Source organism: Thermovenabulum gondwanense, from assembly GCF_001601575.1.
Taxonomy (GTDB): domain Bacteria; phylum Bacillota; class Thermosediminibacteria; order Thermosediminibacterales; family Thermosediminibacteraceae; genus Thermovenabulum; species Thermovenabulum gondwanense.
The window spans coordinates 122,483-146,676 of sequence record NZ_LOHZ01000015.1; the positions used below are offsets into that span (position 1 = coordinate 122,483).

26 protein-coding genes, 2 tRNA genes and 1 pseudogene are annotated in these 24,194 nt (G+C 40.5%); 15 read left to right on the forward strand and 14 right to left on the reverse strand.

The window, feature by feature from the left end:
- Nucleotides 1-45: 45 nt before the first annotated feature.
- A complete protein-coding gene (gene rbr, locus ATZ99_RS00865; RefSeq protein WP_068747366.1) occupies nucleotides 46-579 on the forward strand; it encodes a rubrerythrin in 534 nt (177 codons plus the stop codon).
- 36 nt (nucleotides 580-615) lie between these two features.
- Here rbr and ATZ99_RS00870 read toward each other — a convergent pair whose 3' ends face one another.
- Nucleotides 616-1,002: a desulfoferrodoxin gene (locus ATZ99_RS00870; protein WP_068747367.1), complete on the reverse strand. Its 387-nt coding sequence runs from the start codon at nucleotides 1,000-1,002 to the stop codon at nucleotides 616-618.
- A 166-nt stretch (nucleotides 1,003-1,168) separates the two neighbouring features.
- Here ATZ99_RS00870 and ATZ99_RS00875 point away from each other — a divergent pair, with 166 nt between their 5' ends.
- The 10 genes from ATZ99_RS00875 (at nucleotide 1,169) to ATZ99_RS00920 (ending at nucleotide 8,538) form a co-directional block, all read left to right on the forward strand.
- On the forward strand, nucleotides 1,169-1,717 hold the full coding sequence (locus tag ATZ99_RS00875; protein WP_068747368.1) for a Chromate resistance protein ChrB: 549 nt from the start codon (nucleotides 1,169-1,171) through the stop codon (nucleotides 1,715-1,717).
- 1 nt (nucleotide 1,718) lies between these two features.
- The gene (locus ATZ99_RS00880; RefSeq protein WP_068747369.1) at nucleotides 1,719-2,849 is read left to right on the forward strand and encodes an MFS transporter; all 1,131 of its coding nucleotides are present in this window, start codon (nucleotides 1,719-1,721) and stop codon (nucleotides 2,847-2,849) included.
- 83 nt (nucleotides 2,850-2,932) lie between these two features.
- Nucleotides 2,933-3,484 (forward strand): HD domain-containing protein, encoded by a 552-nt coding sequence (locus ATZ99_RS00885; RefSeq protein WP_068747370.1) that lies wholly within the window; start codon nucleotides 2,933-2,935, stop codon nucleotides 3,482-3,484.
- 28 nt (nucleotides 3,485-3,512) lie between these two features.
- Nucleotides 3,513-5,639, forward strand: coding sequence for a ribonuclease R (gene rnr, locus ATZ99_RS00890; protein WP_068747371.1), 2,127 nt, complete (start codon nucleotides 3,513-3,515; stop codon nucleotides 5,637-5,639).
- Nucleotides 5,640-5,652: 13 nt separating this feature from the next.
- Nucleotides 5,653-6,123, forward strand: coding sequence for an SsrA-binding protein SmpB (gene smpB, locus ATZ99_RS00895; RefSeq protein ID WP_083947288.1), 471 nt, complete (start codon nucleotides 5,653-5,655; stop codon nucleotides 6,121-6,123).
- 16 nt (nucleotides 6,124-6,139) lie between these two features.
- The gene (locus ATZ99_RS00900) at nucleotides 6,140-6,337 is read left to right on the forward strand and encodes a MoaD/ThiS family protein (RefSeq protein ID WP_068747372.1); all 198 of its coding nucleotides are present in this window, start codon (nucleotides 6,140-6,142) and stop codon (nucleotides 6,335-6,337) included.
- 14 nt (nucleotides 6,338-6,351) lie between these two features.
- Nucleotides 6,352-7,251: a PP-loop family protein gene (locus ATZ99_RS00905; RefSeq protein WP_068747373.1), complete on the forward strand. Its 900-nt coding sequence runs from the start codon at nucleotides 6,352-6,354 to the stop codon at nucleotides 7,249-7,251.
- Between the two features lie 115 nt (nucleotides 7,252-7,366).
- Nucleotides 7,367-7,440: transfer RNA gene (locus ATZ99_RS00910), tRNA-Gln, on the forward strand.
- 10 nt (nucleotides 7,441-7,450) lie between these two features.
- Nucleotides 7,451-7,526: transfer RNA gene (locus tag ATZ99_RS00915), tRNA-Glu, on the forward strand.
- A gap of 226 nt (nucleotides 7,527-7,752) precedes the next feature.
- Nucleotides 7,753-8,538 carry a tyrosine-type recombinase/integrase gene (locus ATZ99_RS00920; RefSeq protein ID WP_342669096.1) on the forward strand — a complete coding sequence of 262 codons (786 nt, stop codon included), beginning with the start codon at nucleotides 7,753-7,755 and terminating at the stop codon, nucleotides 8,536-8,538.
- 1,571 nt (nucleotides 8,539-10,109) lie between these two features.
- Here the strand turns inward: ATZ99_RS00920 and ATZ99_RS00925 are convergent.
- The 8 genes and pseudogenes from ATZ99_RS00925 to ATZ99_RS12350 form a co-directional block, all read right to left on the reverse strand.
- A complete protein-coding gene (locus ATZ99_RS00925; protein WP_066353587.1) occupies nucleotides 10,110-10,517 on the reverse strand; it encodes a hypothetical protein in 408 nt (135 codons plus the stop codon).
- 100 nt (nucleotides 10,518-10,617) lie between these two features.
- Entirely contained in the window at nucleotides 10,618-11,055 is a 438-nt protein-coding gene (locus ATZ99_RS00930; RefSeq protein ID WP_066353589.1) for a hypothetical protein, read from the reverse strand.
- Between the two features lie 435 nt (nucleotides 11,056-11,490).
- Nucleotides 11,491-11,838 carry a TubC N-terminal docking domain-related protein gene (locus tag ATZ99_RS00935; RefSeq protein ID WP_066353591.1) on the reverse strand — a complete coding sequence of 116 codons (348 nt, stop codon included), beginning with the start codon at nucleotides 11,836-11,838 and terminating at the stop codon, nucleotides 11,491-11,493.
- A complete protein-coding gene (locus ATZ99_RS12070; protein ID WP_245641265.1) occupies nucleotides 11,835-13,547 on the reverse strand; it encodes a hypothetical protein in 1,713 nt (570 codons plus the stop codon). Before ATZ99_RS12070 ends, ATZ99_RS00935 begins: the two co-directional genes overlap by 4 nt.
- A 65-nt stretch (nucleotides 13,548-13,612) precedes the next feature.
- Nucleotides 13,613-13,804, reverse strand: coding sequence for a hypothetical protein (locus tag ATZ99_RS12075; RefSeq protein WP_245641266.1), 192 nt, complete (start codon nucleotides 13,802-13,804; stop codon nucleotides 13,613-13,615).
- Between the two features lie 358 nt (nucleotides 13,805-14,162).
- Nucleotides 14,163-14,618: pseudogene (locus ATZ99_RS12345) on the reverse strand (bifunctional DNA primase/polymerase); the annotation flags it as partial.
- Nucleotides 14,619-14,746: 128 nt separating this feature from the next.
- Nucleotides 14,747-15,076 (reverse strand): hypothetical protein, encoded by a 330-nt coding sequence (locus tag ATZ99_RS00945; protein ID WP_157074678.1) that lies wholly within the window; start codon nucleotides 15,074-15,076, stop codon nucleotides 14,747-14,749.
- A gap of 36 nt (nucleotides 15,077-15,112) precedes the next feature.
- Nucleotides 15,113-15,367, reverse strand: coding sequence for a helix-turn-helix domain-containing protein (locus ATZ99_RS12350; RefSeq protein WP_068747374.1), 255 nt, complete (start codon nucleotides 15,365-15,367; stop codon nucleotides 15,113-15,115).
- Between the two features lie 122 nt (nucleotides 15,368-15,489).
- Between ATZ99_RS12350 and ATZ99_RS00955 the strand changes: the two genes are divergently transcribed.
- The gene (locus ATZ99_RS00955) at nucleotides 15,490-16,548 is read left to right on the forward strand and encodes a hypothetical protein (protein WP_066353595.1); all 1,059 of its coding nucleotides are present in this window, start codon (nucleotides 15,490-15,492) and stop codon (nucleotides 16,546-16,548) included.
- 326 nt (nucleotides 16,549-16,874) lie between these two features.
- On the opposite strand, the gene yedA is transcribed toward ATZ99_RS00955, so the two are convergent.
- A complete protein-coding gene (yedA, locus tag ATZ99_RS00960; RefSeq protein ID WP_083947279.1) occupies nucleotides 16,875-17,810 on the reverse strand; it encodes a drug/metabolite exporter YedA in 936 nt (311 codons plus the stop codon).
- 189 nt (nucleotides 17,811-17,999) lie between these two features.
- On the opposite strand from yedA, the gene ATZ99_RS00965 reads away from it, so the two are divergent.
- Genes ATZ99_RS00965 through ATZ99_RS00975 form a run of 3 tightly spaced genes read left to right on the forward strand, consistent with a single transcriptional unit; the run spans nucleotide 18,000 to nucleotide 21,406 of the window.
- Nucleotides 18,000-19,616, forward strand: a complete 1,617-nt coding sequence (locus ATZ99_RS00965) for a mannitol dehydrogenase family protein (RefSeq protein ID WP_068747375.1) — start codon at nucleotides 18,000-18,002, stop codon at nucleotides 19,614-19,616.
- Nucleotides 19,613-20,698 (forward strand): mannonate dehydratase, encoded by a 1,086-nt coding sequence (gene uxuA / locus ATZ99_RS00970; protein ID WP_068747376.1) that lies wholly within the window; start codon nucleotides 19,613-19,615, stop codon nucleotides 20,696-20,698. The genes ATZ99_RS00965 and uxuA overlap by 4 nt, the downstream gene beginning before the upstream one ends.
- Before the next feature lie 30 nt (nucleotides 20,699-20,728).
- Entirely contained in the window at nucleotides 20,729-21,406 is a 678-nt protein-coding gene (locus tag ATZ99_RS00975) for a GntR family transcriptional regulator (protein ID WP_068747377.1), read from the forward strand.
- Nucleotides 21,407-21,454: 48 nt separating this feature from the next.
- Here the strand turns inward: ATZ99_RS00975 and ATZ99_RS00980 are convergent, their stop codons facing one another.
- The 4 genes from ATZ99_RS00980 to ATZ99_RS00995 all read right to left on the reverse strand — a co-directional run bounded on the left by ATZ99_RS00980 (nucleotide 21,455) and on the right by ATZ99_RS00995 (nucleotide 24,187).
- Entirely contained in the window at nucleotides 21,455-21,817 is a 363-nt protein-coding gene (locus tag ATZ99_RS00980; RefSeq protein WP_068747378.1) for an SHOCT-like domain-containing protein, read from the reverse strand.
- 12 nt (nucleotides 21,818-21,829) lie between these two features.
- Nucleotides 21,830-22,210 (reverse strand): DUF2089 domain-containing protein, encoded by a 381-nt coding sequence (locus tag ATZ99_RS00985; protein ID WP_068747379.1) that lies wholly within the window; start codon nucleotides 22,208-22,210, stop codon nucleotides 21,830-21,832.
- Between the two features lie 279 nt (nucleotides 22,211-22,489).
- Nucleotides 22,490-23,854, reverse strand: coding sequence for a PFL family protein (locus ATZ99_RS00990; RefSeq protein ID WP_068747380.1), 1,365 nt, complete (start codon nucleotides 23,852-23,854; stop codon nucleotides 22,490-22,492).
- A 12-nt stretch (nucleotides 23,855-23,866) separates the two neighbouring features.
- Nucleotides 23,867-24,187, reverse strand: coding sequence for an ACT domain-containing protein (locus ATZ99_RS00995; protein ID WP_068747448.1), 321 nt, complete (start codon nucleotides 24,185-24,187; stop codon nucleotides 23,867-23,869).
- Nucleotides 24,188-24,194 lie beyond the last annotated feature (7 nt).

A 24,194-nucleotide genomic window follows, 5' to 3' on the forward strand; every position in this document is an offset into this window, starting at 1 on the left:
ATATATGTAAATATATGAAATAAGAAAGTAATAAGGAGGGATAAAATGGAATTAAAAGGTTCAAGGACTGAGAAAAATTTACTGGAAGCCTTTGCCGGAGAATCCCAGGCAAGGAACAAGTACACCTATTTTGCATCGGTAGCTAAAAAAGAGGGATACGAGCAAATTGCTTCTATATTTTTAGAAACTGCCGAGAACGAAAAAGAGCATGCAAAGGTATGGGCGAAGTATTTGGGGTTAATTAAAGATACGGAGAAAAATCTTGAAGAAGCTGCAGGCGGAGAAAACTACGAATGGACAAGTATGTATAAGGAATTTGCAAAGGTAGCCAGAGAAGAAGGGTTTATTGAAATTGCTGAACATTTTGAGAAAGTTGCGGAAGTGGAAAAGGCTCATGAGGAAAGGTACAGAAAACTGCTGCAGAGGTTAAAAGAAGGCAGCATTTTTAAAAACGAAACACCAATTAAATGGCGTTGCAGGAATTGCGGATACATACATGAAGGTCCCGAACCGCCGGAGAAGTGCCCGGCCTGTGATCACCCCAGGGCTTTTTACGAAAGGCTTGCTGAAAACTATTAATAAGAAATAAAAAAGTGGGTTATAAAACCCACTTTTTTATTCTTCGTTTTTTGCAGACCAGAGTCCATGGATATTGCAGTATTCCCTTGCGGTTACTTTGTCCGCATCGGTGCAAAAAACTGCTTCAGGAGCCTGTCCCGGTGCAAGAAATTCTCTTAAAATTCCTTTATCGGTGATGAGCTCTATCCATTCTATGAAATGCTTTTCCTCCATAGGGTGTGGAACACTGCCAACTTTTACTTTAAAGCCACCTTCGATTTTTTCTATGACCGGTACGTGTTTTTCCTTGCTTGCGTCCACGGTATTTTCAACTAAAAGGTTCATCGGCTTTCCGCAGCAAACCAGCTGTCCTTTACCGGTATGAACTACTTCCACAATATTACCGCATATTTCGCATTTATAAATCTGTTTCAAAGATGTCATGAAAAACCCTCCTTTCATATATTCTGTTATATTGATATATATTCTATTACAGTATTTTTTTTCCTGCAAGAAAAAAAGTAAAAAAAAAAAGTTGCATTAAAATGAAACAAATGTTACAATATTTAAAAACAAATGTTGCAAATTATATTTACAAGGAGGGGAATGGATGAAAGAAGATCAAACAAAAGAGTGGTTACTGTTTGTTTATAAGGTCCCGAAAGAACCTTCTACCCAGAGGGTAAAAGTATGGCGAAAGCTTAAAGATATGGGAGCCTTTTATATTCAACAGTCGGTGGCGATAATGCCTTACTTTGAGGAAGCGGGAAAAGAAATTCTTCAAATTGCCCTGGATATTCGAAATAACGGGGGAGAATCCTATGCTTTTACAGTACATAATATTTCCGATAAAGACAGTAATATGCTTATAGCCAATTTTAATAAGCAAAGGGATGAGGAATACCAGGAACTCATTGACAAATGTGAGGACTTTTTAAAAGAAATACAAAAGGAGACAGAAAGAGAAAATTTTACGTTTGCCGAGTTAGAGGAAAACGATGAGGAACTTGACAAATTAAAAAGGTGGCATGAAAAAATCAATAAAAGAGATTTTTTCAATGCTCCTAAAAGGGATTCGGCTTTGAGAATTATAGAAGAATGTGAAAATGCTTTGAAAGAATTTTCCAATAAGATATATCAAAGGGAAGGGATGGCTTAGTATGTGGAATGTGATAGTGCTCGGATTAACCAGTTTATTAACGGACATAAGCACCGAAATGGTATATCCTCTTCTTCCAATATATTTAACCACACGATTGGGAGCCACACCGTTAATCGTAGGAACTATAGAAGGAATTGCTGAAAGCATCGCCAGTTTACTTAAGGTTTTTTCGGGGTATTATTCGGATAAAGTTAAGCAAAGAAAGGCTTTTGCCATTTCTGGTTACGGAATATCTACCGTCGGCAAGGTAATCCTTTATTTATCATTTTCCTGGCCAATGGTATTAACGGCAAGGATTTTAGATAGATTTGGGAAGGGGATAAGAACCGCCCCGAGAGATGCCTTAATCGCAGAATCGGCAAAAAAGGAGGAACTCGGTAAAGCCTTCGGACTTCACAGGGCAATGGATACCCTGGGAGCGGTAATAGGGGTATTAACAGCCTATATTTTAATAAGTGCACCCGGTATAAATTATAATAAAATTTTTTTGGCATCTTTAATACCCGCTCTTCTCGGGGTAATGGCTTTATTTTTTATTCGAGAAAAGGGAGAAAGAGGGATGAAATCGAAAAAATTATCCCTTGAGTGGAATAAATTAGATAACAGATTGAAAATGTTCTTGATAATCATGTTTATTTTCACACTGGGCAATTCATCCAACCAGTTTTTGCTTTTGAAGGCAAAAAATGTGGGGTTTAACGATAAAACAGTGATATTACTATATCTGATTTACAATATAGTTTACGATATTCTTTCTTACCCGGCGGGGATAATTTCCGACAAAATAGGAAGAAAACGTATGATAGTAATGGGATATTTAGCTTATGGAATAGTTTATTTTGGATTTGCATTGGCAAAAATGCCGGTTACCATTTGGGTACTTTTCGGTATATACGGACTTTATATGGCATTTACTGAAGGAGTTGAAAAAGCCTTTATTTCGGAAGTAGCACCCGAGCAAGTAAGGGGTACTATGATAGGGTTACATGCCACACTGGTAGGAATTGGGCTTTTCCCGGCATCGTTTTTAGCAGGGATGCTGTGGAATCTTTTTGGACCAAGTGCCCCTTTTTATTTTGGGGGATTAATGGGTTTACTGGCAGCAATAGGTATTAAAATATTGATATAAGTCTTTTTCTTGAAAAATCCTGGCAAAACTTGTACAATAATTGAAAATATATCTGGTAAAAATATAAAAAGGAGTGACCGAAATTGACAAGGGAAGAAGCGTTAAAAATAGTTAAAGAAAAGGTCTCAAACAAAAACCTGGTAAAACATATGATTGCCGCAGAGGCAGTAATGAGAAGGCTTGCAAGGCATTTCGGTGAAGATGAGGATAAATGGGGTTTAACGGGATTACTTCACGATGTGGATTACGATATGGTAAAGGATGATATGTCAAAGCACAGCCTTGTTGGAGGAAAACTGGCCAGGGAATGGGGACTGGGGGAAGAAATAGCCCACGCCATAGAAGCCCATAATGAAGACCACGGAATTAAAAGGGAAACCTTACTTGATAAAGCTATGTTTGCTGTAGATCCAATTACCGGCCTCATTGTTGCAAGTGCTTTAATTCATCCGGATAAAAAGCTTGCGTCAATTGATACACAATTTGTAATTAATAGATTTTACGAAAAGACTTTCGCTAAAGGTGCCAGTAGAGAAAAAATTTTAGCATGTAAAGAAATTAATCTTTCGCTGGAAGAATTCATAACTCTTGCTCTGGAGGCAATGAAGGAAATCCATCAAGAACTGGGACTTTAATATTTATATTTACGGGGAGGCATGATAAATGAACCTTCAGGAAAAAATCCTGGAACTAATGAAAAAAATGGAATACAAACCGATGTCTGAAGCGGAACTATTGCACAGCTTAGGTCTTGAAATGAAAGAAGCGGATATATTTCTCAAAACCTTGATGTACATGGAGAAAGAGGGGCTTGTGGTAAAAAATAGAAGGGGTAAATACGGCCTTCCCGAAAGGATGAACCTCGTTGTGGGTAGACTTGAGGGACATCGGGGAGGGTATGCCTTTTTAATTCCTGATGACCCAGAAAAGGAAGATATATATATTAGCCTTGAGAATCTGCACGGTGCTACCCATAACGACAGGGTAATAGTTAGGCCCACATATAAACCTGCCGGGGGACGCATGGAAGGGGAAGTAATAAGAATTTTAAAAAGAGCAAATAAAAAGATCGTCGGAACCTTAGAAATACAAAAGCATGTGGCCTATGTGTCTCCCGATGATAAAAGATTTTTTTACGATGTAATAATTCCAAAAGATGAGTTAAAGGGTGCTAAATCCGGGCAAAAGGTAGTGGTGAGCCTCACCAAATGGCCTGAAGGAAGGAGAAATCCTGAAGGAAGTATCGTCGAGGTGCTCGGCTACGCAGAAGAAAAAGGTGTGGATATTCTTTCAATAATAAAAAAATACGATTTACCTTTAGAATTTCCCAAAAAGGTATTAAAGCAGATTGAGAGTATTCCCGATTATGTCACTGAAGAAGATATAAAGGGCAGGCTGGATTTAAGGGGACATAAGATAGTAACCATAGATGGGGAGGATGCCAAGGATTTTGACGATGCAGTTTCCGTGGAAAGGATTCCCGGAGGTTACAGGCTGGGAGTTCATATTGCCGATGTCAGTTACTATGTAAAAGAAAAGACCCCTCTTGATATCGAGGCCATGAAAAGAGGCTGCAGCGTATATCTGGTGGACAGGGTAATTCCCATGCTACCTCCCAAGCTTTCCAACGGTATTTGCAGTCTAAATCCAAAAGTGGACAGATTAACAATCAGTGTTATAATTGACTTTGATGAAAAGGGAGAAGTAAAAAAATACAATATAACCCCAAGTGTAATTAGAAGCTGTGAAAGGATGACCTACGACGAGGTAAATAGAATACTGGAGGACCAGGATGAAGAAGTAATTAAAAGATATGAATATCTGGTAGAGGATTTCAAATTAATGGCGGAGCTTGCCGCAATTTTAAATAAAAAGAGATTTGATAGGGGCAGCCTTGATTTCAATTTAGAAGAAGCCAAGGTTAAATTAGACGAAAACGGAAAACCGGTTGCTATTGTTAGAGAAGAAAGAAGAACCTCTCACAAAATGATAGAAGAATTTATGCTGGCGGCAAATGAAGTAATAGCAGAACATATATTCTGGCTCAAGATACCTTTCGTTTATAGAATTCACGAGGTTCCGGATATGGAAAAAATTTTTTCTCTTCAGGAGTTTCTCGATCATCTTGGTTATAAAATAAAGGGTATTAGAAATCTTAAACCCAAAGCGCTGCAAAGGGTTCTGGAGGAAGTAAAAGGTAAACCGGAAGAGAAGGTAGTGAATACAGTACTTTTAAGATCTTTAAAACGTGCCCGTTACAGTGATGAAAATGTTGGCCATTTTGGCCTTGCAACCAGTTTTTATACACATTTCACATCTCCCATTAGAAGGTATCCGGACCTAATAATTCACAGAATTTTAAGGGAACAGCTGGAAGGCGGTATTACCGAGAAAAGGCAGGAACAATTAAGTAAAATTCTGGGCAAGGTAGCAAAATTATCTTCCGAAAGGGAAAGAATTGCGGATGATGCGGAAAGGGAAACGGTTGAGCTGAAAATGGTAGAATATATGGAAGATAGAATAGGGGAGGAGTTTAACGGGATAATTTCGAGCACCACATCTTTTGGATTTTTTGTGGAATTGGAAAATACCGTGGAAGGACTGGTGCATGTAAGCAATTTAGAGGATGATTATTATATATTTGATGAAAGGACATTGACATTAAGGGGAGAAAGGACAAAAAGAGAATTTAAAATTGGAGATAAAGTCAGGGTAAGAGTGATAAAAGTGGACAAGATGGAAAGACAGATAGATTTTGCACTGGTGGATGTCATTGAAAATGAGCTGTAAAGGGGGAATACTTTTGCCTAAGGCGTACAGGGACCTGGTGACAAATAGAAAGGCTTATCATGATTACCATATATTGGAAACTTATGAAGCGGGAATTGCATTGGCGGGTACGGAGGTTAAATCCATAAGGGAAGGGAAGGCAAATTTAAAGGACAGCTTTGCGAGGGTTGAAAACGGAGAAATTTTTATATACAATATGCACGTAAGCCCTTATGAAAAGGGCAATATTTTTAATAAGGACCCTTTGAGGCCAAGGAAACTTTTAATGCATAAAAGAGAAATAATGAGGCTTTACGGACTTGTCAAGGAAAAGGGGCTTACTCTTATCCCGTTGAAATTATATGTTAACGAAAGAGGGAAAATAAAGGTAGAGTTGGCACTTGCCAAAGGAAAGACATTGTACGACAAAAGGGAGGATATAAAAAGAAGAGATGCTCAGAGAGAAGTAGAAAAAGCTTTCAGGGAATATCAAAAAGGTTTTTAGGGGGAATTAAACATCTATGAAAATTATTTTTTATACGCCTTTTAAAAAAGAGATAGAATTGTCAGGAAATAAAACAGTAAAACAGTTAGCCCAGGAATTGAATTTTAGTTTAGAATCCCATGTGGTATTGAAAAACGGTAAAATGGTAACGCCCGATGAGTTGATAAAAGATGAGGACACCGTGGAAGTTTTATCGGCTATATCGGGAGGATGATGAGGGGGAATAATATGCGATGCAGGAGATGCAAAGATAAGGCAGTAATATACATTGAAAGACATAATGCTGCTTTCTGTGAAAACTGCTTTTTGCATTATTATTACAACCAGGTCGATAAAAATATAAAGAGAGAAAAAATGTTCAAAAAGGGAGAAAAGATCCTGGTAGTTGTTTCCGGCGGAAAAGACAGCATGGCTTTATGGGATGTTCTGAATAAAAACGGGTATGATGTAACCGCTATGTATATTAATTTGGGTATTGGAGATTACTCGAACAGGTCCCAGGAAATAGTTGAGAATTATGCTGAAGAAAGAAAATTGCCGTTAATAATAAAAAATATTAAAAAAGAGTATGGATTGGAAATAGGAAAAATCTCAAAAAAACTAAAAAGAAGTCCGTGTTCCATATGCGGTACAATAAAAAGATACCTCTTTAATAAAGTTGCTTTGGATGGTGGTTTTACTACCGTAGCGACAGGACATAATTTAGATGATGAAGCGGCAACTTTGCTGGGAAATACTTTAAACTGGCAGGAAGGCTACTTGGCAAGGCAGGCTCCGGTGCTGCCCAGCACTCACCCAAAATTGGTAAAAAAGGTAAAGCCGCTTTTTACCCTCACCGAGCGGGAGAATTTGTCGTATATTTTATTTAACGGGATAAAATTTATTCACGATGAATGTCCCCATGCGGTCGGCGCAAGTTCCATTTTATACAAAGAAGTTTTAAATAAATTGGAAGAGAAAAGCCCTGGCACAAAGCAAAGGTTTTTAATAAATTTTTTGGAAAAGGGCAGAAAACATTTTCAGGACGTAAGAGAGGAACTGGATTTAAAGGAATGCAAAATTTGCGGACAGGTAACCACAACTGAAATTTGCTCCTTTTGCAGGCTGGTGGAGATTTCACATAGTTAAATTGACATTTTCACAGAGAAATTTTAATATGACATTATCATAGAATAAAAACACAGAATAAAACGATACCTATTGACTTAAAATAAATATTGTGCTAATATATTTTTTGCAATGCTGCGGGATGGTGTAACGGTAGCACTCATGACTCTGGATCATGCTGTCTAGGTTCGAATCCTAGTCCCGCAGCCAAATCATTTATGGCCCTATCGTCTAGCGGTCCAGGACGCCGCCCTCTCACGGCGGAAACAGGGGTTCGAGTCCCCTTAGGGCTACCAAAGCTTATAAATCAAGGGTTCTACGGATTAACCCCCCTCAAAGAGTCCGGAAACTCTGAAAGGGGGTTTTTTCATGGCCAAAATTGCTAAACTCAACCCCAAAGTCATGGATTTGCAGTTAGCAAGGGACGAATTCCTGCTTTTTAAGTCAGCGAGTGGACTCGCACCCCGCACCCTCGAAGACTACACTTATCACATCAACCGTTTTCTTGAAAAATTCCCCGATGTGCACGATTACAATTCCCTCCGTAAAGCAATATTCAAATACTTTAGCGAAGAAGTCGCACCTGCTACAAGAAACACCCGCCTAAAATACCTCAGGGCCTTCTTTTCGTGGTGTGTAAGTCAAGGGTATCTCCCAGCCAATCCAACGGAAGGGATAAAGAAAGCCAAGGAAGATATAAACAATATCAGGCATATTTCACTGGAGGAAGTTAAAAAGCTACTCGAACAGCCCAATAAAAAGAGTTATGCAGGGTTAAGGGACTATTGCCTTATGTTAGTGCAGATAGATACCGGAGCAAGGCCCGGAGAGTTGTTTCAAGTCAAGGTGTCGGATTTAAACCTTGAATCGAGAGAAATACGGATAAGGCCCGAAGTATCAAAGACAAGGGTAGGACGCACGCTTGTAATTACTCCTTTCACCGTTCAACAGCTTGCAAGGTTCTTAAAGTTACGCCCCGATTGGTGGGATGATGATGTGCCTTTATTTGCAACAGAAAACGGTCTCCCGCTTTGTCGCCAGCATTGGGACAGAAGGATGAGGGATTACTGCAACAAAGCAGGAATAAAAGTCACTCCCTACGGTTTGCGTCATACTTTCGCCATCGAGTTCCTCAAAGCAGGCGGTGACCCGTTCAGCCTTCAAAGAATTTTAGGTCATACTGATTTGACTATGACAAGGCGTTACGTCAGGCTTTCGCAGGACGATATTAAGGAAATCCACGAGAAGGCTTCTCCCGTGCAGAAGTTACAGCAGATGGGCAAGAGAGCACCGAGAAAGCTGGTGTAAGTCAAGTGCCGGGGTGGTATAATTCATCCCGGCCCTTTTTTATCTATGGTTCGGTTCGTTAGGTTCGCTTGAAAAATTGACTTAAATTGACTTACAACGTCCGAAAATGTCCGTTTTTACGTGGGTTTTCTGTTCCCGTGTATTCCGCTATCAATCAGCTTTTTGTAAGCTTTTTATACGCTGTTTGGAGGTCATCAATGGCCTTATTCAATGCTTCTGTTCGCTATGTTTCGGTATCCTGCTTTTGCCTATGTTAAAACTTGTTTAGGCAATGGCCTTTCTTCAACCTCGCAAAAACCGCAAATTGCCTCTGTTTTGCCTTCTTTTTGCCTTCCTTAAGTTTTACATTTGTTTTCCACAGGCCCTTATGGGGTGTGAATCTTTGCGATATTTTGCGTTTTCCTCAAGCGAGCCATGAGCCTCGTGCCTTTAACGCAAGGCCCTACGAGTCCAATTTTGGGCCTGTTACTATGGCCTCGAGTTTCCCGAGGTCGTTTCAATTGCTTCCCTTTTGCTTCTCTCTTGCTTCGGTTTTTCTGTCGTTTCTCTGTCGTTTTGCTACCCTTTTGTGCCTGTTTTGTTCGTTTTGCAACCCTCTTGCAACCCTTTTGCTACCCTTCCCCTGAGGGTGTTATTTCCTCTCCCTTTTCTCTCTCGCTTTTCTCTCTTTTGCCTTCTTTTTGCCTTTCTTTTGCCTTCTTTCCCAACGCAAGAGTGCGGACGTTGCGGACAATGCGGACGCAAGTTTCCGCTTTTAGTCTAGTGACTAATGTCCCATCGTTTCATCTTGTCCCGCTTTGTCCCATTTATCCTAAGTTTTACTAAGCCACAAGGATGTTCCAAGTTGGAATACCCTTTGCAGTCTTAGTATTTCTTAGCAAATGACTTCCCGAGGCAGGAAGGCATCCGTAAAATGGGGATACCCTAAAAATGTGCTCCTTTTTCGCTCCTTTTGTGCTCCTTTCTGTCAAGGTGTCAAGCTAATCCCTGCCAATGTCACGGTTGACAACGTTCGCCTTATTTTTGCCAATGTTCGCCTTGTTCGTGTTAAACTGTTACGCTTAATAAGGCCAGTGTTACGGTTGTTACGCTTCCTTTCCTGTTAAGGTTGTTAAGGTTCTCTGCCTGAGTGTTAAGGTTGTTAAGGTTCTATGTGCGGAATTCAATTCCGGTCACAATCTTAAGCGATAGGCCAAAGGGGAAAGGGCAAACTGCAAAAATTTGCAGTCCCCAATCCGACTGCAAAATATTGCAGTTCAATGTGTAATCCAGTCCCGATATTGTCAAGGTATGCGGTAAAAGTTACAATTGCAGTCTTAAAGTTGACGCTAGTCATTTGTAAGGACAAAGTTTAAACTTAACAGCATATCCGCAAAAGAAGGCTATAAACTTTCGCTTTTGGGTATAAACAGCTCCATAGTAGCAGAGAATACTACCACTATGGCGTTAAGTTTCCGTATTCATAGAGGCAATCCTAACAAGTTCGCAGTGTAAGGGAATAAGCAAACCTTGACAATACAAATTCTGGTAAGTGCAGTATTTTGCAGTCGGTTCATGGGGTGGAAAATGAGTCACAATCCCAGCCTATGGGCCAGTAACACGAGAATTTCAGCCTGCAAGCGATAGAATTTCCTATCGCAAATGTGGAGTTCCTCAGCCACTTTCCACGGTGGCAGTTCATTGAAGAAGTGCATTTCTACAAGCTTTCGCTTTTCTTCGTCGAGGTATGCTAATAAATCTTCTACCGCTTCAACGTAAAATTTAACCTGTCTCCAGCGTTCTTCAAGCCTGAGTAACCGGAAAGCCTGATTGGCCGTCCTGTCGCCTATTGCCTTTACTCTCACTTCCGCAGGCCATGAAGAAGGTATAGCACCTGCAACCGCCTTGCGTTCTTCTTCAAGGGTGGCAAGTTCCTTCTTCATAAGGGGATATTGCCTTAATACGTCCTTGCAGAAACGCTTAATGTGGGTAGGTATCAATATTCATCACCTCGAAAGGCCCTTTGCAACATCCTAACACCGAATTTGAGAAGTGCTATTGAATACCTTGCGGTCGAGAAAGCGAATTGAAGTAGGTTTCTCATGTTTCCTGCCTCCTTTCAATGCTTATAAGTCTTTCCTCTACCGCAAGCAGGGCCACAAGGGTAAGAAATTCATCTCTCCAACGCCAGCAGGTCGTAAGGTCAATGTGCAGTTCCCCGGCTATTTCCTCAATCTTCTTGCCCTCTATATATCGCAGTTCTGCCAGTCTTTTCTTTGAAGGGTCTTCTTCCTCTACTATACGCAAGGCCCTGTCTATGCACTCCAGCCACTTTTCGGCTTCGCTATACTTCGATTCGTATAAAGTTACTGCCCTTTCGGTAGGGTTGGAAAGATTCTTCCCCGGTGGTCTGTCGGGCCAGTAGCCCTTGAGAGAAAATATGTCTTCCTTCGCTTTTGCGATTTCCTCCTTCAAGGTGGGGTAATTGAAAAGGTAATACTCAATCCGTTTAACAATGGGCCTTAATGTGCGTAGCATTTTCAACCCCCTTCGTGTAGAAGTTCATTTCGGGGTTTTTGGAGGTGGCCCACCCGGTCTCCAGCGTGTCCGTCTTTATAGCACCGGGGGGAGGGGTGAAAAAACAGCGAAAGCAAGCAAATTCAAGGCAGAAGTGGCAAATTCCAAAAAATCAGTGAAACTTGCGGTCGTGGTTTCGTTACCCCGCTCGCCGGTCTCCACTTTGGCGTCGTAGAGATTTGCTATCCCCTCCGGTAGCAAGGGTAGGTTCTTATACGATGGGCAAAGACACGGGTCTTGCGACGCCTGAAATTTTCCTAGCGATAGAGCGAAAAATTTGACTTCCGTTTCCGTTTTTAAGCCTCGTCGGTAATGCCGACAACCCTAACTTTCATAAGGGATTTTTTCACGCAAGCGAGGGCCCGGCGGGTCAGCAGGGTAAAGGGTGAAAATTTCTTACCCTCCCCGTGCTTTTCTCTGGGGCCTTGCCATACTTACCCTTTCCCTGCACCATCCCCACCGCCAAGTAAGAGGAAATAGGCCACAATCATTCGTAAACCGCAAGCAGTATCCGGCTTTCATGCACTCCGGTCTTGCACGGTACAGCCTTACCACCTTGCCACCGCAATCGGTAGTAGGATTCATTAGCCATTCGATGATTTGGGCCTTATTGCGTGCTATGAGTTCCTTCAGCGATGGAGTGAGGACGCCAGCCGGGGCCTCAAGCCGTAGCTTGTCCCCGGCGACGGTGATTTTTACACCCTTTCTCTCCAGTTCCTCGACGATGGCCTCAGGAGTTATCATAATTCCCATACCTCCGGAGTGGAGTTAACATTATTTATTTCTTCTTCCAGCTTATCGAATAAGTCTTTAATTGCCTGTTTATGCGGTGTGACATACTGCCTAATCCAGTCGTCAAAGTCTTGCTTTGTGTTAAATAGGTCGCCTATTTTAGCTTTGAATCCCCAACCTTTTCCCGATTTCCTCAACGTCACTCCAGCTATGCGGAGGGTCTTTAGCGGTTCGTACGCTCCGGGGTGGTTCTCTTTTGCAAGTTTAAGGAGAATATCCCAAAGGTGGTTTTGCATGTCATTAGATTGAATGGGGATTTTATCGTCCGCATTGTCCGCTTTGTTGTATGCATCCATCAATCCCTTGTCTTTCAAGGTTTCCGTTGCGGACAACGAATTTTCGTTTTTTGTCCGCACTTCGTCCGCATTGTCCGCACGTTGTCCGCATATCGTCCGCACCTCAAGCCCAGTATTTTCAAAGCTTTGAAGGTCATTGCGGACGTTGCGGACATTGCGGACAACGTTTTCCCTCTTTAATCTAATTAATCTCCGTCGGTCGTGTCCCTCTCGTAAAAACTCCACTTCAATGCCAGCCTGCCTCAAAAATGTCGCAACCCTACGCAACCTATTCCCTAAATTCCTAGGGTTCTTCGGCCAAGCGACGCTTCTTTTCGTTGTATCGTCAATAAACACTTCTAACGCTTCTAAAAGTTCACTTGCCGTGCCTTCCCATATTTCTCTTTCCTCGAGTAAGTTCTTTACCGCCACCGCCACAATGTCACCCTCAAGGGCCACCTCTATTGCTTCTTCTCGGTTGCCCATATACGCTTCCATAAATCCACCCGAGGGCCAAGGTAATGCTTCCTCACAGGCGGTTATCCATTTCGCAAAGTCAGCCATTCTCGGTAATTTGTCGAGGTGAACACTATCAATATTCCGTAGTCCTGCACTAACAGCGTCGAGAAGTGCCCCAAAAATTTTGGGCCTTGCTTTCTCGAATTCGGCCCAAAATTGGGCCTCGTCCTTTCGATTTTCCTCCGGTATGGGTGGTAAGTGAATGATTATGGCCCTGTCTAAAAGGTCATGCCTTGAGGCTATCTCATCAATGCCGTTGGCGATGATGGGACGGCAGGCCGAGAATATAGTTTCTTCGTCGTTTTCGTAAAGCGTCCTTGTCGAGAATCCTCCACCGGTTGCAAGGCGACAAAGTGCGTCAGACAGCCATACAGGAATACCGCTTAAATTATCAAAGCTAACGGCCCATGAATTCGTTGCCGTTATCATTAAATCCCGTTCGTCCTTTGGGCATGTCCTCAAGGGGGCAGTATTCGGGTCTATTAATGCCCGTAGTGCCTTCGACGTGGTTGACTTTGCACTCCCTTGCTCGCCCTGCAATAACAACACAGGGTAAGGCCCTTTTGGACGCAAGGACGCCAAAAGCCACGCCACCATCAACCGCCAAGAATCCTCATCGGGGATGTTCAGAAACCGTTTTAGTTCTTCTAAACGCCCTCCGCTTTCGGGGTGGGGAAGTGGCAACATGCCTTTAGAACGCCGGAATTTTACCGGGCAGTCGCTTATTACCCTCCAGCCCACCGGTGATATTTCTACCGCTTCCCAAGTGTCATTGGCAAGGTCAATGTATATTTTGCCGTCATGTTCCGCAATCCTCGTGAAAACCGGATATTCGGGGCCATCGAATTGAGCTTTTGCCTCTAACACTCCTATTGCGTCTTGCAGGGCTTGACTTCCGGGGGGCTTGCCGTGTTTCTCGAAGAATATCCTCCTTAGCCAGTTCCGGAAAGGCCCGCTCCCCCTTGAGGATACGGGCCAAGTTTCCTTATGGCCATTAACCGGCACGGTAGCATAAGCGTTGCCGTCGGGGGTATGGAAGAGTTCCACGCCGGAGGATAAGGCAAGGTTAACAAGGCTTTGGGCCTGAGATTCCCTTTCTTTCTCCTTCTTTGGAGGGTCTTCAAAAACTTCCTCCTGCTTCTTCCATCCGAGCCATGCCAGGACTTTGGAGACTACTTCCTCGCCAACGAGTTCACTCAATCGCTTCCAACCGGTTGTTGGTGAGCTCCCTGCTTTTCTCGCAGTGTAAAGCACCGTCCTAACCCTCGACTTGCTTTCCTCGTCTCCAGCTCCTACGGTTACAGCCTCAATGAATCTTTCCGCTTCTTCTTCGTTAAATCCGAGGCGAATCAGGCCACCTGCAAGGGCCAAAGCCGTATCCTGTCTTGTGCCTTGAGAGGGCCAATATTTGGCAAGCAAAACAGCACTTGCAAGCCTTGAACAAGCCTTTTCAAGTTCATCCCTGCTTATTTGGATGGGTCGCCCTTCCTTATACCACGTGATAGTTTCGCCAGAGGGGTGGATTGAAGGCGGAAATACTGTTTGGCAACCGGTAGAACGTAACTCCACAATCATTTCTCCATCAATGCCTTGCCATTTTGTCGTCTTTGCACCAAAGCAGATATACAACCAATGAGAACAAGGCTTTGAATCCCGGCCGAAGACTGCTTCGGTGAATGGCAGGAAGTAAGGGGCCAGTTTTACGGCCAATGGGTCGTCGAGGTCAATGTCCACTAGCCAACCGGAAGGTTCGCCGAGCAATATGCCGATGTTCGAGGGCTTTGAGAATAGTTGCCTGATTTCTTCCTCCGTGAGACGTAGCTTTTGCCATTCTTTCATGAGAGGGGCTTTCTGTTTCAAAGGTATGGGAATTACCTTCATCCCCATATTTGCGTATTCCAAAGCGAAATTAACCAGAGAAGATTCAGTAATAGGCATTTGCTCTCCTCCTACGAGAAATTTCCGTCTAAATAGAACGCCCAAAGAGTTGTTCTCTTGATTGCTTTGTTTTTTTTGTGTTAAAATCGAAATTGATATTTTAGTATTCCGAGTTACTTACACAATCCTTAAAATAAACTCAATTGCCGGTTATTGATGGTTTTCCAGTATTCTTCTCGCAAGAATATTTGCTTTCCATGGCCGAAGTCAAAGGCGAATCCATGGGCCTTTAAAACCTCGAGAGGCACGATTAAAATTTCTCCGGTATCCTGCACCTCAAGGCAAATATGCTTCACTCTCAGCCGTTCAAGGCGAGGGATGGCCTCGGCTTGAATCCCCCATGCTTTGAAACGGCGGTGGAAATGTTTTGAACGTTGGACGTGTTTAATGAGGGTGTTCCCTTTAACTTCGCCAATGCGTTTAATTCCTTGTGGCGTAGCTACCTTGAAGACCATCATATCGCCTCCGTTTACAGCCCTTCTCAGGGCTTTTTTTTATTTGGAGATGTTTTTCCTTACGAGCTTCGGCATTTTTATGTCTACCAAGACAGGCCAGCCGGTAGTAATATCGCAGATTTCGGAGATTGGGACGCCGAAGAAGTCAGCAATTTTTGGTCTCCATTTTGGGGGAATATAGGCTTGCCCCTTTTCAATTCGACATAGCTCGGTTTCCGGTATCCCAAGCATTTTGGAGACTTCCCGAATAGTCAGGCCTTTTCGGGTTCGAAGTAGTCGCAAATTGCTTACCATTGCCGATTTCCACCTCCCCTTCTTGACTTTATCAAAGGTTTGATATAAAATGCAAATGATAGCACTTTCTGGACAATAAAGAAAAGCTAAAAGAATCAATGTCAGAAAGGATTGAAAATTTTATGTCTACTACTTACGTTTCTGGAAAAAAATTTAGTATTTATTTGCCGTTGGAGAAGAAAAGCAGGAAGGCTTTTTTCGTTGTTGAAGATTTGGAAGGGATGGACAGCATAGAAGGCACGGAAATTATTACTACAGGGAGTTCAATTTTGAAATTGCACCTATTAGACCTCACAGCAATGCTCCTGCAAAGTGCAACGCCCCAAGAGTTTGTCAGTGGATTGATTGGTGAGGAAATAGGCCTTGAGGTTTTAGGCCCACCGGTTGAGATTGAAGGAAAAACGGCGGAAGAAAGTTATAAGGCGGAAATCCAAGCTATCCGGAAGGCAATTAAATTGTGGTTACAAGCACCGGTCAATAAGAAAGTCCCTTTTCTCCCTGAAAATGCACCTAAAGAATTACACGAGAAATATTCTAAACTTTCACCGAAAAAGCGTTTCTTGCTATTCGCAAGCAATACCGCCCATGATAGAGGGGACTATATTTTACCCGCTTCGGATATAGACTTTTCGCCTTACCGGATGTTTGTGTCTGATTCAATGGAGTTTTTGAGGTATTGTCTTATGATTCGGCAAAAAGAATTTTCAACCGAGATAGTTCCGTATTCAAAGCCTCCCAAAAAGCCAATAACTAGGCCAATCGAAATAGAAGGCACGCCATACGTTATTAAAGATTTGTTCTTTATCAAAAATTACAGCCGTTCTATCGGATACCGTTATTCAAGCCGCTGGATTCTCCCTCTCGTATGGGCCGATATACTGTATTGCGTGCAAAATGATATTCCGGCCCAGTTCTGTAAAACTTGCGGAAGTCTCTTTGTGGCAGAGTCCCCCACGCAAGACTATAGGCAAGTGTATTGTTCGCCTGAGTGCAGGAAAAAGGCTAAAAAATATGACCCCTCCCAAGAGAAAGAGGCCCAAAGATTGTATAAGGCTTTCCTTCGGGGGAAGATAAGTGCAGAGGAATACGTGAAGTTGGCACGGAAGAAGGGATTACGGGTTATAGGGGAAAAACATGAGGATTCAAAAATAAAGCCGTTTTTAAAAAACTCATCCACTTGAGCAGGAATTTGATAAGAAGTGTCGAATAGAATAAACAAAGGGGTTAATCCGGAAACCCTGAATTTCAGACAAAAAACAACCCTTGAAACCGAGACAGTTCAAGGGTTGAAAGAATGGGATTAGCAAATTTTTCCGTCTGCCCTCTCACGGCGGAAACAGGGGTTCGAGTCCCCTTAGGGCTACCAATTTTATACCAATTTATAGAATATAAACCCCTTATAAAGATACTCTTTATAAGGGGTTTTTTGTATTTATTACATTTATCTCTATACTACACTTAGAAATATTGTGAGCTATATTAATAGACATACAAAGGATAATGTTTTTTAATTACGGTTTCTAAATATGGTAATTATAATAACACTTAAAATGATTATTACTGTGGCTATTAATATATTTACTGTAAGTTGTTCACCAGCTATAAGCCAACCAATAAATACGGCTACAATGGGATTTACAAAAGCATAGGTAGATACCAGTGCAGAATCAGTATTTTTTAAGAGCCACATATACGCGTTATAGGCTACAATTGAACCAAAAATTATTAAATAAAGTAGTGATAAAAAAGACCGTAAGGACAAATTAACGATGCTAAAGTGAACCCATTCGCCCTTTAATAATGAACCCAGGAAAAGTAGAATTCCACCCACAATCATCTGCATTGCAGTAAACAATAATGGGGACCGAGGCTGATCTACGGTTCTTGAAGATAATGAACCCAGGGACCATGAAAAAGAAGCAAACAACAATAATGCTACACCAACAGGGTTAACATTATTTTTATCTGGCGTACCCGAAGAGTTTGTCACAAGAAGCAAAATACCGGCAAAACCCAAAATTATTCCCAGAATAACGCCTTTGTTTGGACTTTTTTGCTTTTTCCACAGCCATTCTAATAAAATAATCCACAAGGGCACGGTTGCTATCATAGTAGCAGCAATTCCTGATGGAACAAGCTGTTCGGCCAATACAACAAATCCATTTCCGAATAATAAAAGCTGTGCACCGATTATTCCCGCACTGAACCACTGTTTTTTCGTAGGATTTTTATAACCTGATAAAAGTGACCAGAAATATAAAATAAGGCCTGCCACTAAAAATCGGCTTCCAGCCATTATAAACGGTGGGATTGTTTCAATAGCGAACTTTATTCCCAGGTAAGTTCCGCCCCAGAAAAGGTATACGGAAAATAAAGCAATCAATACCTGAATTTTTTTTCTATTGTTCAAAACTTCTTTTGTATTGATTATAGGATTATCCATGAAAATCCTCCTTGTCATTTATTACTCTTTTATTTAACTTATTCCAATATTATAATATAAAGAATTAAACTTTTGTTGGTTTAATAAAAGAAATATTTATTACTTATTTTTTTATTGACTAAAATATACTTACATGGTAGTATATTAGTAAAAATAATTAAAAAAATCTTAAAGCAGTGGGTGTTGAGCATGAGATTAAGTCTTGATTCACTTAAAAAAAGGGAAATTTGGGAAGAAAAAGGATATAAACTACCCCAATTTGATGTGCAAAAGGTACGAGAAAACACTTTAAAAGAACCCGTATGGATTCATTTTGGCGCAGGAAATATATTCAGGGCTTTTTTGGCTTCCCTTCAGCAAAATCTTTTAAATAAAGGATTAAGCGATAAAGGTATCATAGCCTGTGCTCCATATGATGATGAAGTAATAAAAAAGGTATATTTGCCGTATGAAAATTTAAGCATATTAGTAACTTTGAAAGAGGATGGGAAAATTGAAAAAAGCGTAATTGCAAGCATAGTAAGTGCATTAAGTGTTAAGGAGAACATGGATGAAATAGAAAGAATTTTTATATCTCCCTCCTTGCAGATAGCATCCTTTACAATTACGGAAAAGGGTTATGCATTAAAAAATGCAAAAGGAGAGTATTTTCAAGACGTACTAGGCGATATAGAAAATTTTCCTGAAAAACCTAAAAGTGTAATGGGGACCATAGCTTATTTATGCTATAAAAGATATTTAGCCGGTGAATTGCCTATAGCACTGGTAAGTATGGATAATATTGCCCATAACGGAACAAAACTTCATGAGGCAGTGAAGTTTTTCGCTGAAAAATGGATGGAAAAAGGAAAGATAGAAAAAGGTTTTATAGATTATTTATGTGACTCAAAGACGGTATCCTTTCCCTGGAGTATGATCGATAAGATAACACCGCGACCCTCGGAAAAAGTCATGGATTTACTTAAAGCCGATGGATTGGAAGATATAGAAATTTATAAAACCAGTAAAAATACGTATGTTTCCTGTTTTGTAAATGCTGAACCAACTGAATATCTTGTCATTGAAGATAATTTTCCTAATGGAAGACCACCCTTAGAAGAAGTGGGAGTATTTTTCACCGATAGGGAAACGGTAGAAAAAGCAGAAAAAATGAAGGTCTGTACATGCCTTAATCCTCTTCATACGGTTTTAGCAATTTTCGGATGTCTCTTAAATTATTCATTTATTTACGAGGAAATGCAAGACGAAAATTTAAAGATACTTGTAGAAAAAATTGGCTATGAAGAAGGCCTTCCGACGGTGATAGATCCGGGAATTATTAACCCCGGGGACTTTATAAAGGAAGTTATTGAAAAAAGATTGCCCAATCCCTTTGTACCTGATACTCCTCAAAGGATAGCCTGTGATACATCTCAAAAAATACCGGTGCGCTTTGGAGAAACTTTGAAAGCTTACGTTCGTTTAAATAAGGATTTAAAGAGTTTAACCTACATTCCTCTATTTTTTGCTGGCTGGCTTAGATATTTAATGGGTATAGATGACGAAGGGAAAGAATTTATTCCAAGCCCCGACCCCATGCTTACCGAATTGCAAAGGCATATGAAGAAAATTTCTCTTGGGGAAAAAGGGCCTTTTACAGAAATTTTACAACCGATATTATCCGATGAGAAAATTTTCGGAATAAATCTTTATGACTATGGTATGGCTTCAAAAGTAGAGCAAATATTTGAAAAATTAGTTAGTGGAGTTGGCGCTGTAAGGAGGACGCTAAAAGAATTTACCGAATTGGAGGGAAATGACCAATGAAAATGGCATTTAGATGGTTCGGAAAGGGATTTGATAAAATTCCCCTTGAGTACATTCGACAAATTCCGGGGGTAACGGGTGTTGTAGCAACATTGATGGATATTCCGGTAGGGGAAGTTTGGCCCAAAGAAAGAGTAAAAGCTCTGAAGGAAGAAGTGGAAAAATATGGGCTCAGTTTGGAAGTAATAGAAAGCGTAAATGTTCATGAAAGCATTAAATTAGGAGAAAAAGACAGGGATAGATATATTGAAAATTACATAATAACGATGAAAAATCTATCAGAAATTGGAGTAAAAGTTATATGTTATAATTTTATGCCGGTTTTTGATTGGTTAAGGACGGAACTTGAGAGGGTTTTAGAAGATGGCTCTAAAACTATGGCTTATAAACATGATGTAGTGTTAAAAATACAACCTAAAAACTTTGCTGAAAGATTTACTGAACACTCAGAAGAAGTGGAATTACCCGGGTGGGAGCCGGAAAGATTAAAAGAGATTTCGGAGACCTTGGAGAAGTACAAAAATATTAACGAGGAGCAATACTGGAGCAATATGAAATATTTTTTGGATGTTATAATTCCCTATGCGGAAAAGTACGATATAAAAATGGCAATACATCCGGATGATCCTCCATGGCCGATTTTTGGCCTACCCAGGGTTATTACTAATAGAAACAATATAAGAAAATTCCTTGAGTTAAATAATAGTCCTTATAATGGAATAACTCTTTGTACGGGTTCTCTTGGTGCAAATAGAGAAAATGATATTCCATCAATAATAAGGGAATTTGTGAAGGAAGGCAGGGTTCATTTTGCCCATGTAAGAAATCTTAAGTTTGAATCGGATAAAGACTTCTATGAAAGTGCTCATTTATCCAGGTGTGGGTCGTTTGATATGTTTGAAATTATGAAAGCTTTTTACGAAAGCGGGTTTACCGGATACATCCGACCGGACCACGGGAGAATGATATGGGGAGAAACAGGACGTCCGGGTTATGGTCTATACGATAGAGCCTTGGGGGCTGTATATTTACAGGGTTTATGGGAGGCATTGGAGAAAACCTGGAGGAAAAAAGATATTTGATTAATAAAAACCTATGAAAGCAGGGCTAAAATGTTGGAGATTCTTAAAAGGTATCCAAAAGAAAATGCCCGAGAATTTGTAATAAGGGTTTTAAATCATAACATAATTTATTTAAATTTGAAGCCGGGGCAGCAGGTAAGTGAAAGTGAAATAGCATCTTTGCTGGACGTAAGTCGTACGCCGGTGAGAGAAGCCTTTATAGAATTATCCAAAGCATCTCTTGTGGAAATATATCCTCAAAAAGGGACATATATTTCCAAAATAGACCTGGATTTGGTAGAAGAATCTCGTTTCGCCAGAAGCATTCTGGAAAAGGCTGTAATAAAATTAGCATGTGGATTAATTACTGAAGATTACTTGATGTTTTTGGAAGATAATGTTAGATTGCAGGAATTGGCAGTAAAACGTAGAGATTATAAAGAGCTGCTAATTTTGGATAATAAGTTTCACGAGATAATTTTTAAAGCGTGCAAAAAGGAATTAACCTTTAACCTCATTAGAAGTATGATGTCGCACTTTGATAGGATTAGGATTCTAAACTTTGCAGTAATGGACATGCAAAGGACGGTAAATGACCATAAAAATATTTTAAAAGCAATTAAAGAAAGAAATGAAAAAAAAGCAGAGGAATTAATGGAAGAACATCTTACGAGGGTTATATATGATCAAAATTATTTAAAGCAGCTTTACCCCGAGTATTTTAAATAATATAAAAGCTCCTTCGCCTGAAATAAGGTGAAGGAGTTTTGTTTAAAATCATTCTATATATATTTCTATATGTTCTCCCTTTTCATCGTCAACAACATCAATTAGTTTACCTTGAGCTCCCTGTTTAATGGCGTTAAAAATTTCATCAAAGTCGATCTTATCATTATTAAACTGCTCTTTTGGGATAAATTTTAATGCAAAATTTATGAGCGTATAGGGTAGATTAACATTTACCTTTGATTTTCCAGTTATTTCGTCGTAAACTTTAATTCTAAGCCATGCGGGCTTATCTCCTCTTTTTATATCTATAGTTTTTCTTTCTTCCAATGCTTCTAAAAGGTCAGCCGCTTCTTTTGCAGAAATTTTTCCGGATTCCAGCATTTCAAGGATTTTTATTTTCTCATCATTCATAAACAAAACCCCCTATTGTTTTATTTTTCGTAACAGTTTTTTTGCTTCTTCAACGGATATTTCTCCCTTTGAAAGCTTTTCGAGGACTTCCCTGCTATCAATGTAGTTTTCATCAGCAAAATCGGTCTCTTCCCTAAATCCTAAAGCAGACCGTAGGTTCTCTAATCTGCTTTTTATTGTGGGATACGATATATTGAGTTCTTTTTCCAGCTCTTTTAAGTTTCCGCGGCATTTTACAAAAGCCTCTAAAAAATTCTTTTGATCCTGGGTAAGATAGCAGAATTTGCACAGGGTAAATTTACCTTCTATTTGAGTATGACAATTCGGACAGGACAATTTTGTTATTACAAGCCCTTCATTGCAAACGGGGCATTTACCTATTACTTCCCTCAAATTACCACCTCCAAAAATAATTATACTATAAATATTAAAAAAATCAATACAAATATTAAATTAATTAAGCATAACATAAATAAAATTAAATAAAAACCAACAATTATTTTAAAAATCTTAAACATGATATTGTGAAAGCTAATATAATCGGTAACACTTAAGTTATGTATATATAAGTTGGTATATCGATGAGTGAAATCTTTAATGTAAACTAACGATGATAAAATTTTAAAAATAAAAATGCCCGGTGCAAAAAGCGCTTCCGGGCATTTTTATTTTTTAATTGGTCAGACTTTGGATTGGCGGAGGGATCCTGCCGCCTCGCTTAACAAAAAGGGATGAATCATATTTGTTAACAGGCATGACGGGAGCCCTTCCTAAAAGGCCTCCAAATTCTACCCTGTCACCAGCTTTTTTACCGGGGGCAGGAATGATGCGAACAGCGGTAGTTTTTTTGTTTATTACCCCTATTGCCATTTCATCGGCAATAATGGCAGAAATGGTCTCTGCAGGGGTGTCTCCCGGAATCGCAATCATATCAAGTCCTACCGAACATACCGAGGTCATTGCTTCAAGCTTTTCAAGGGTAAGAGCGCCTTCTTCCACTGCCTTTACCATGCCCGCATCCTCGCTTACGGGGATAAAAGCTCCCGAAAGTCCTCCTACATAAGAGGCAGCCATTGCACCTCCTTTTTTAACAGCGTCATTCAAAAGGGCTAAGGCAGCAGTAGTTCCTGGAGCACCGCAACGTTCAAGGCCCATGGCTTCCAGGATGTTTGCTATACTATCACCCATTGCCGGCGTGGGAGCAAGGGAAAGGTCTATTATTCCGAGGGGGATCCCCAGTCTTTTGGACGCTTCCCGACCGATCAATTCACCCGCACGGGTTATTTTAAAAGCCGTTCTTTTTACTGCTTCGGCTATTTCCCCAAAATCCGCCTTTTCGCCCATACGCCTTAATACCGTATTTACAACCCCTGGTCCGCTGATCCCAATATTAATGGATGCTTCCGGTTCTCCGATACCGTGAAAAGCACCGGCCATAAATGGGTTATCTTCCACCGCATTTGCGAATACCACAAGTTTTGCACAGCCTATACCATCTTTTTCAGCCGTTAGCTCGGCGGTCTTTTTGATAATATTTCCCATGGCAAGTACGGCATCCATATTAATACCTGCTCTGCTGGAAGCTACGTTAACCGAAGAACATACCCTTTCTGTAAGAGAAAGGGCTTCGGGAATGGAGTTTAATAGATTTATATCTCCCCGGGTAAAACCTTTATGAACAAGTGCCGAAAAACCTCCAATAAAGTCAATGCCTAAGTCTTTTGCAGCTTTGTCCATCGCTTTTGCCAGCGGCATAAGGTCTTTTTGAAAGCAGGATTCGGCTATGATAGAAATGGGAGTAACCGAAATCCTTTTATTTACAATCGGAATTCCAAATTCTGCTTCTAACTGCCGCGCGACGGGTACCAATTTTTCAGCGGTTTTCATTATCTTTTCGTAGATTTTTTTGGCAACAGTATTAATGTCAAAGTCACAACAATCTCTAATGCTTATCCCTAAGGTAATAGTCCTTATATCTAAATTTTCTGCCTGCACCATCCTTATTGTCTCTATAATTTCATCCCTCGTAAAACTCATAATTTTTTCCTCCTAAATCCTGTGCATGTATCGAAATACTTCTTCCCTTTGAGCATCTACCCTTACGGAAAGGAAATTTCCCCGTTCGGCGAGTAATTTTTTTAACTCTTCAAAACTAACGACGCTTTTTGAAATATCCACTACCATTATCATCGTAAAAAGGCCTTCAATAGAGGTCTGTGTAATGTCGAGAATGTTGATGTTATTTGATGCAAGGACTTCGGATATTCCGGCTATAATACCTATTCTATCTTCTCCGATTACAGAAATTACTGCTTTTTGTGCTAAAGTCCCGTTAAAAGGGGTTGGAGCTTCTAAAGGTTCATCACCTATATAAATT

Excerpts from the sequence above, each read along its gene's own strand:
- rbr (WP_068747366.1), top strand. The coding sequence starts at position 46 with ATGGAATTAAAAGGTTCAAGGACTGAGAAAAATTTACTGGAAGCCTTT.
- ATZ99_RS00870 (WP_068747367.1), bottom strand. The coding sequence starts at position 1,002 with ATGACATCTTTGAAACAGATTTATAAATGCGAAATATGCGGTAATATT.
- ATZ99_RS00875 (WP_068747368.1), top strand. The coding sequence starts at position 1,169 with ATGAAAGAAGATCAAACAAAAGAGTGGTTACTGTTTGTTTATAAGGTC.
- ATZ99_RS00880 (WP_068747369.1), top strand. The coding sequence starts at position 1,719 with ATGTGGAATGTGATAGTGCTCGGATTAACCAGTTTATTAACGGACATA.
- rnr (WP_068747371.1), top strand. The coding sequence starts at position 3,513 with ATGAACCTTCAGGAAAAAATCCTGGAACTAATGAAAAAAATGGAATAC.
- ATZ99_RS00900 (WP_068747372.1), top strand. The coding sequence starts at position 6,140 with ATGAAAATTATTTTTTATACGCCTTTTAAAAAAGAGATAGAATTGTCA.
- ATZ99_RS00905 (WP_068747373.1), top strand. The coding sequence starts at position 6,352 with ATGCGATGCAGGAGATGCAAAGATAAGGCAGTAATATACATTGAAAGA.
- ATZ99_RS00930 (WP_066353589.1), bottom strand. The coding sequence starts at position 11,055 with ATGCTACGCACATTAAGGCCCATTGTTAAACGGATTGAGTATTACCTT.
- ATZ99_RS00935 (WP_066353591.1), bottom strand. The coding sequence starts at position 11,838 with ATGATAACTCCTGAGGCCATCGTCGAGGAACTGGAGAGAAAGGGTGTA.
- ATZ99_RS00945 (WP_157074678.1), bottom strand. The coding sequence starts at position 15,076 with ATGATGGTCTTCAAGGTAGCTACGCCACAAGGAATTAAACGCATTGGC.
- ATZ99_RS12350 (WP_068747374.1), bottom strand. The coding sequence starts at position 15,367 with ATGGTAAGCAATTTGCGACTACTTCGAACCCGAAAAGGCCTGACTATT.
- ATZ99_RS00955 (WP_066353595.1), top strand. The coding sequence starts at position 15,490 with ATGTCTACTACTTACGTTTCTGGAAAAAAATTTAGTATTTATTTGCCG.
- yedA (WP_083947279.1), bottom strand. The coding sequence starts at position 17,810 with ATGGATAATCCTATAATCAATACAAAAGAAGTTTTGAACAATAGAAAA.
- ATZ99_RS00965 (WP_068747375.1), top strand. The coding sequence starts at position 18,000 with ATGAGATTAAGTCTTGATTCACTTAAAAAAAGGGAAATTTGGGAAGAA.
- uxuA (WP_068747376.1), top strand. The coding sequence starts at position 19,613 with ATGAAAATGGCATTTAGATGGTTCGGAAAGGGATTTGATAAAATTCCC.
- ATZ99_RS00975 (WP_068747377.1), top strand. The coding sequence starts at position 20,729 with ATGTTGGAGATTCTTAAAAGGTATCCAAAAGAAAATGCCCGAGAATTT.
- ATZ99_RS00980 (WP_068747378.1), bottom strand. The coding sequence starts at position 21,817 with ATGAATGATGAGAAAATAAAAATCCTTGAAATGCTGGAATCCGGAAAA.
- ATZ99_RS00990 (WP_068747380.1), bottom strand. The coding sequence starts at position 23,854 with ATGAGTTTTACGAGGGATGAAATTATAGAGACAATAAGGATGGTGCAG.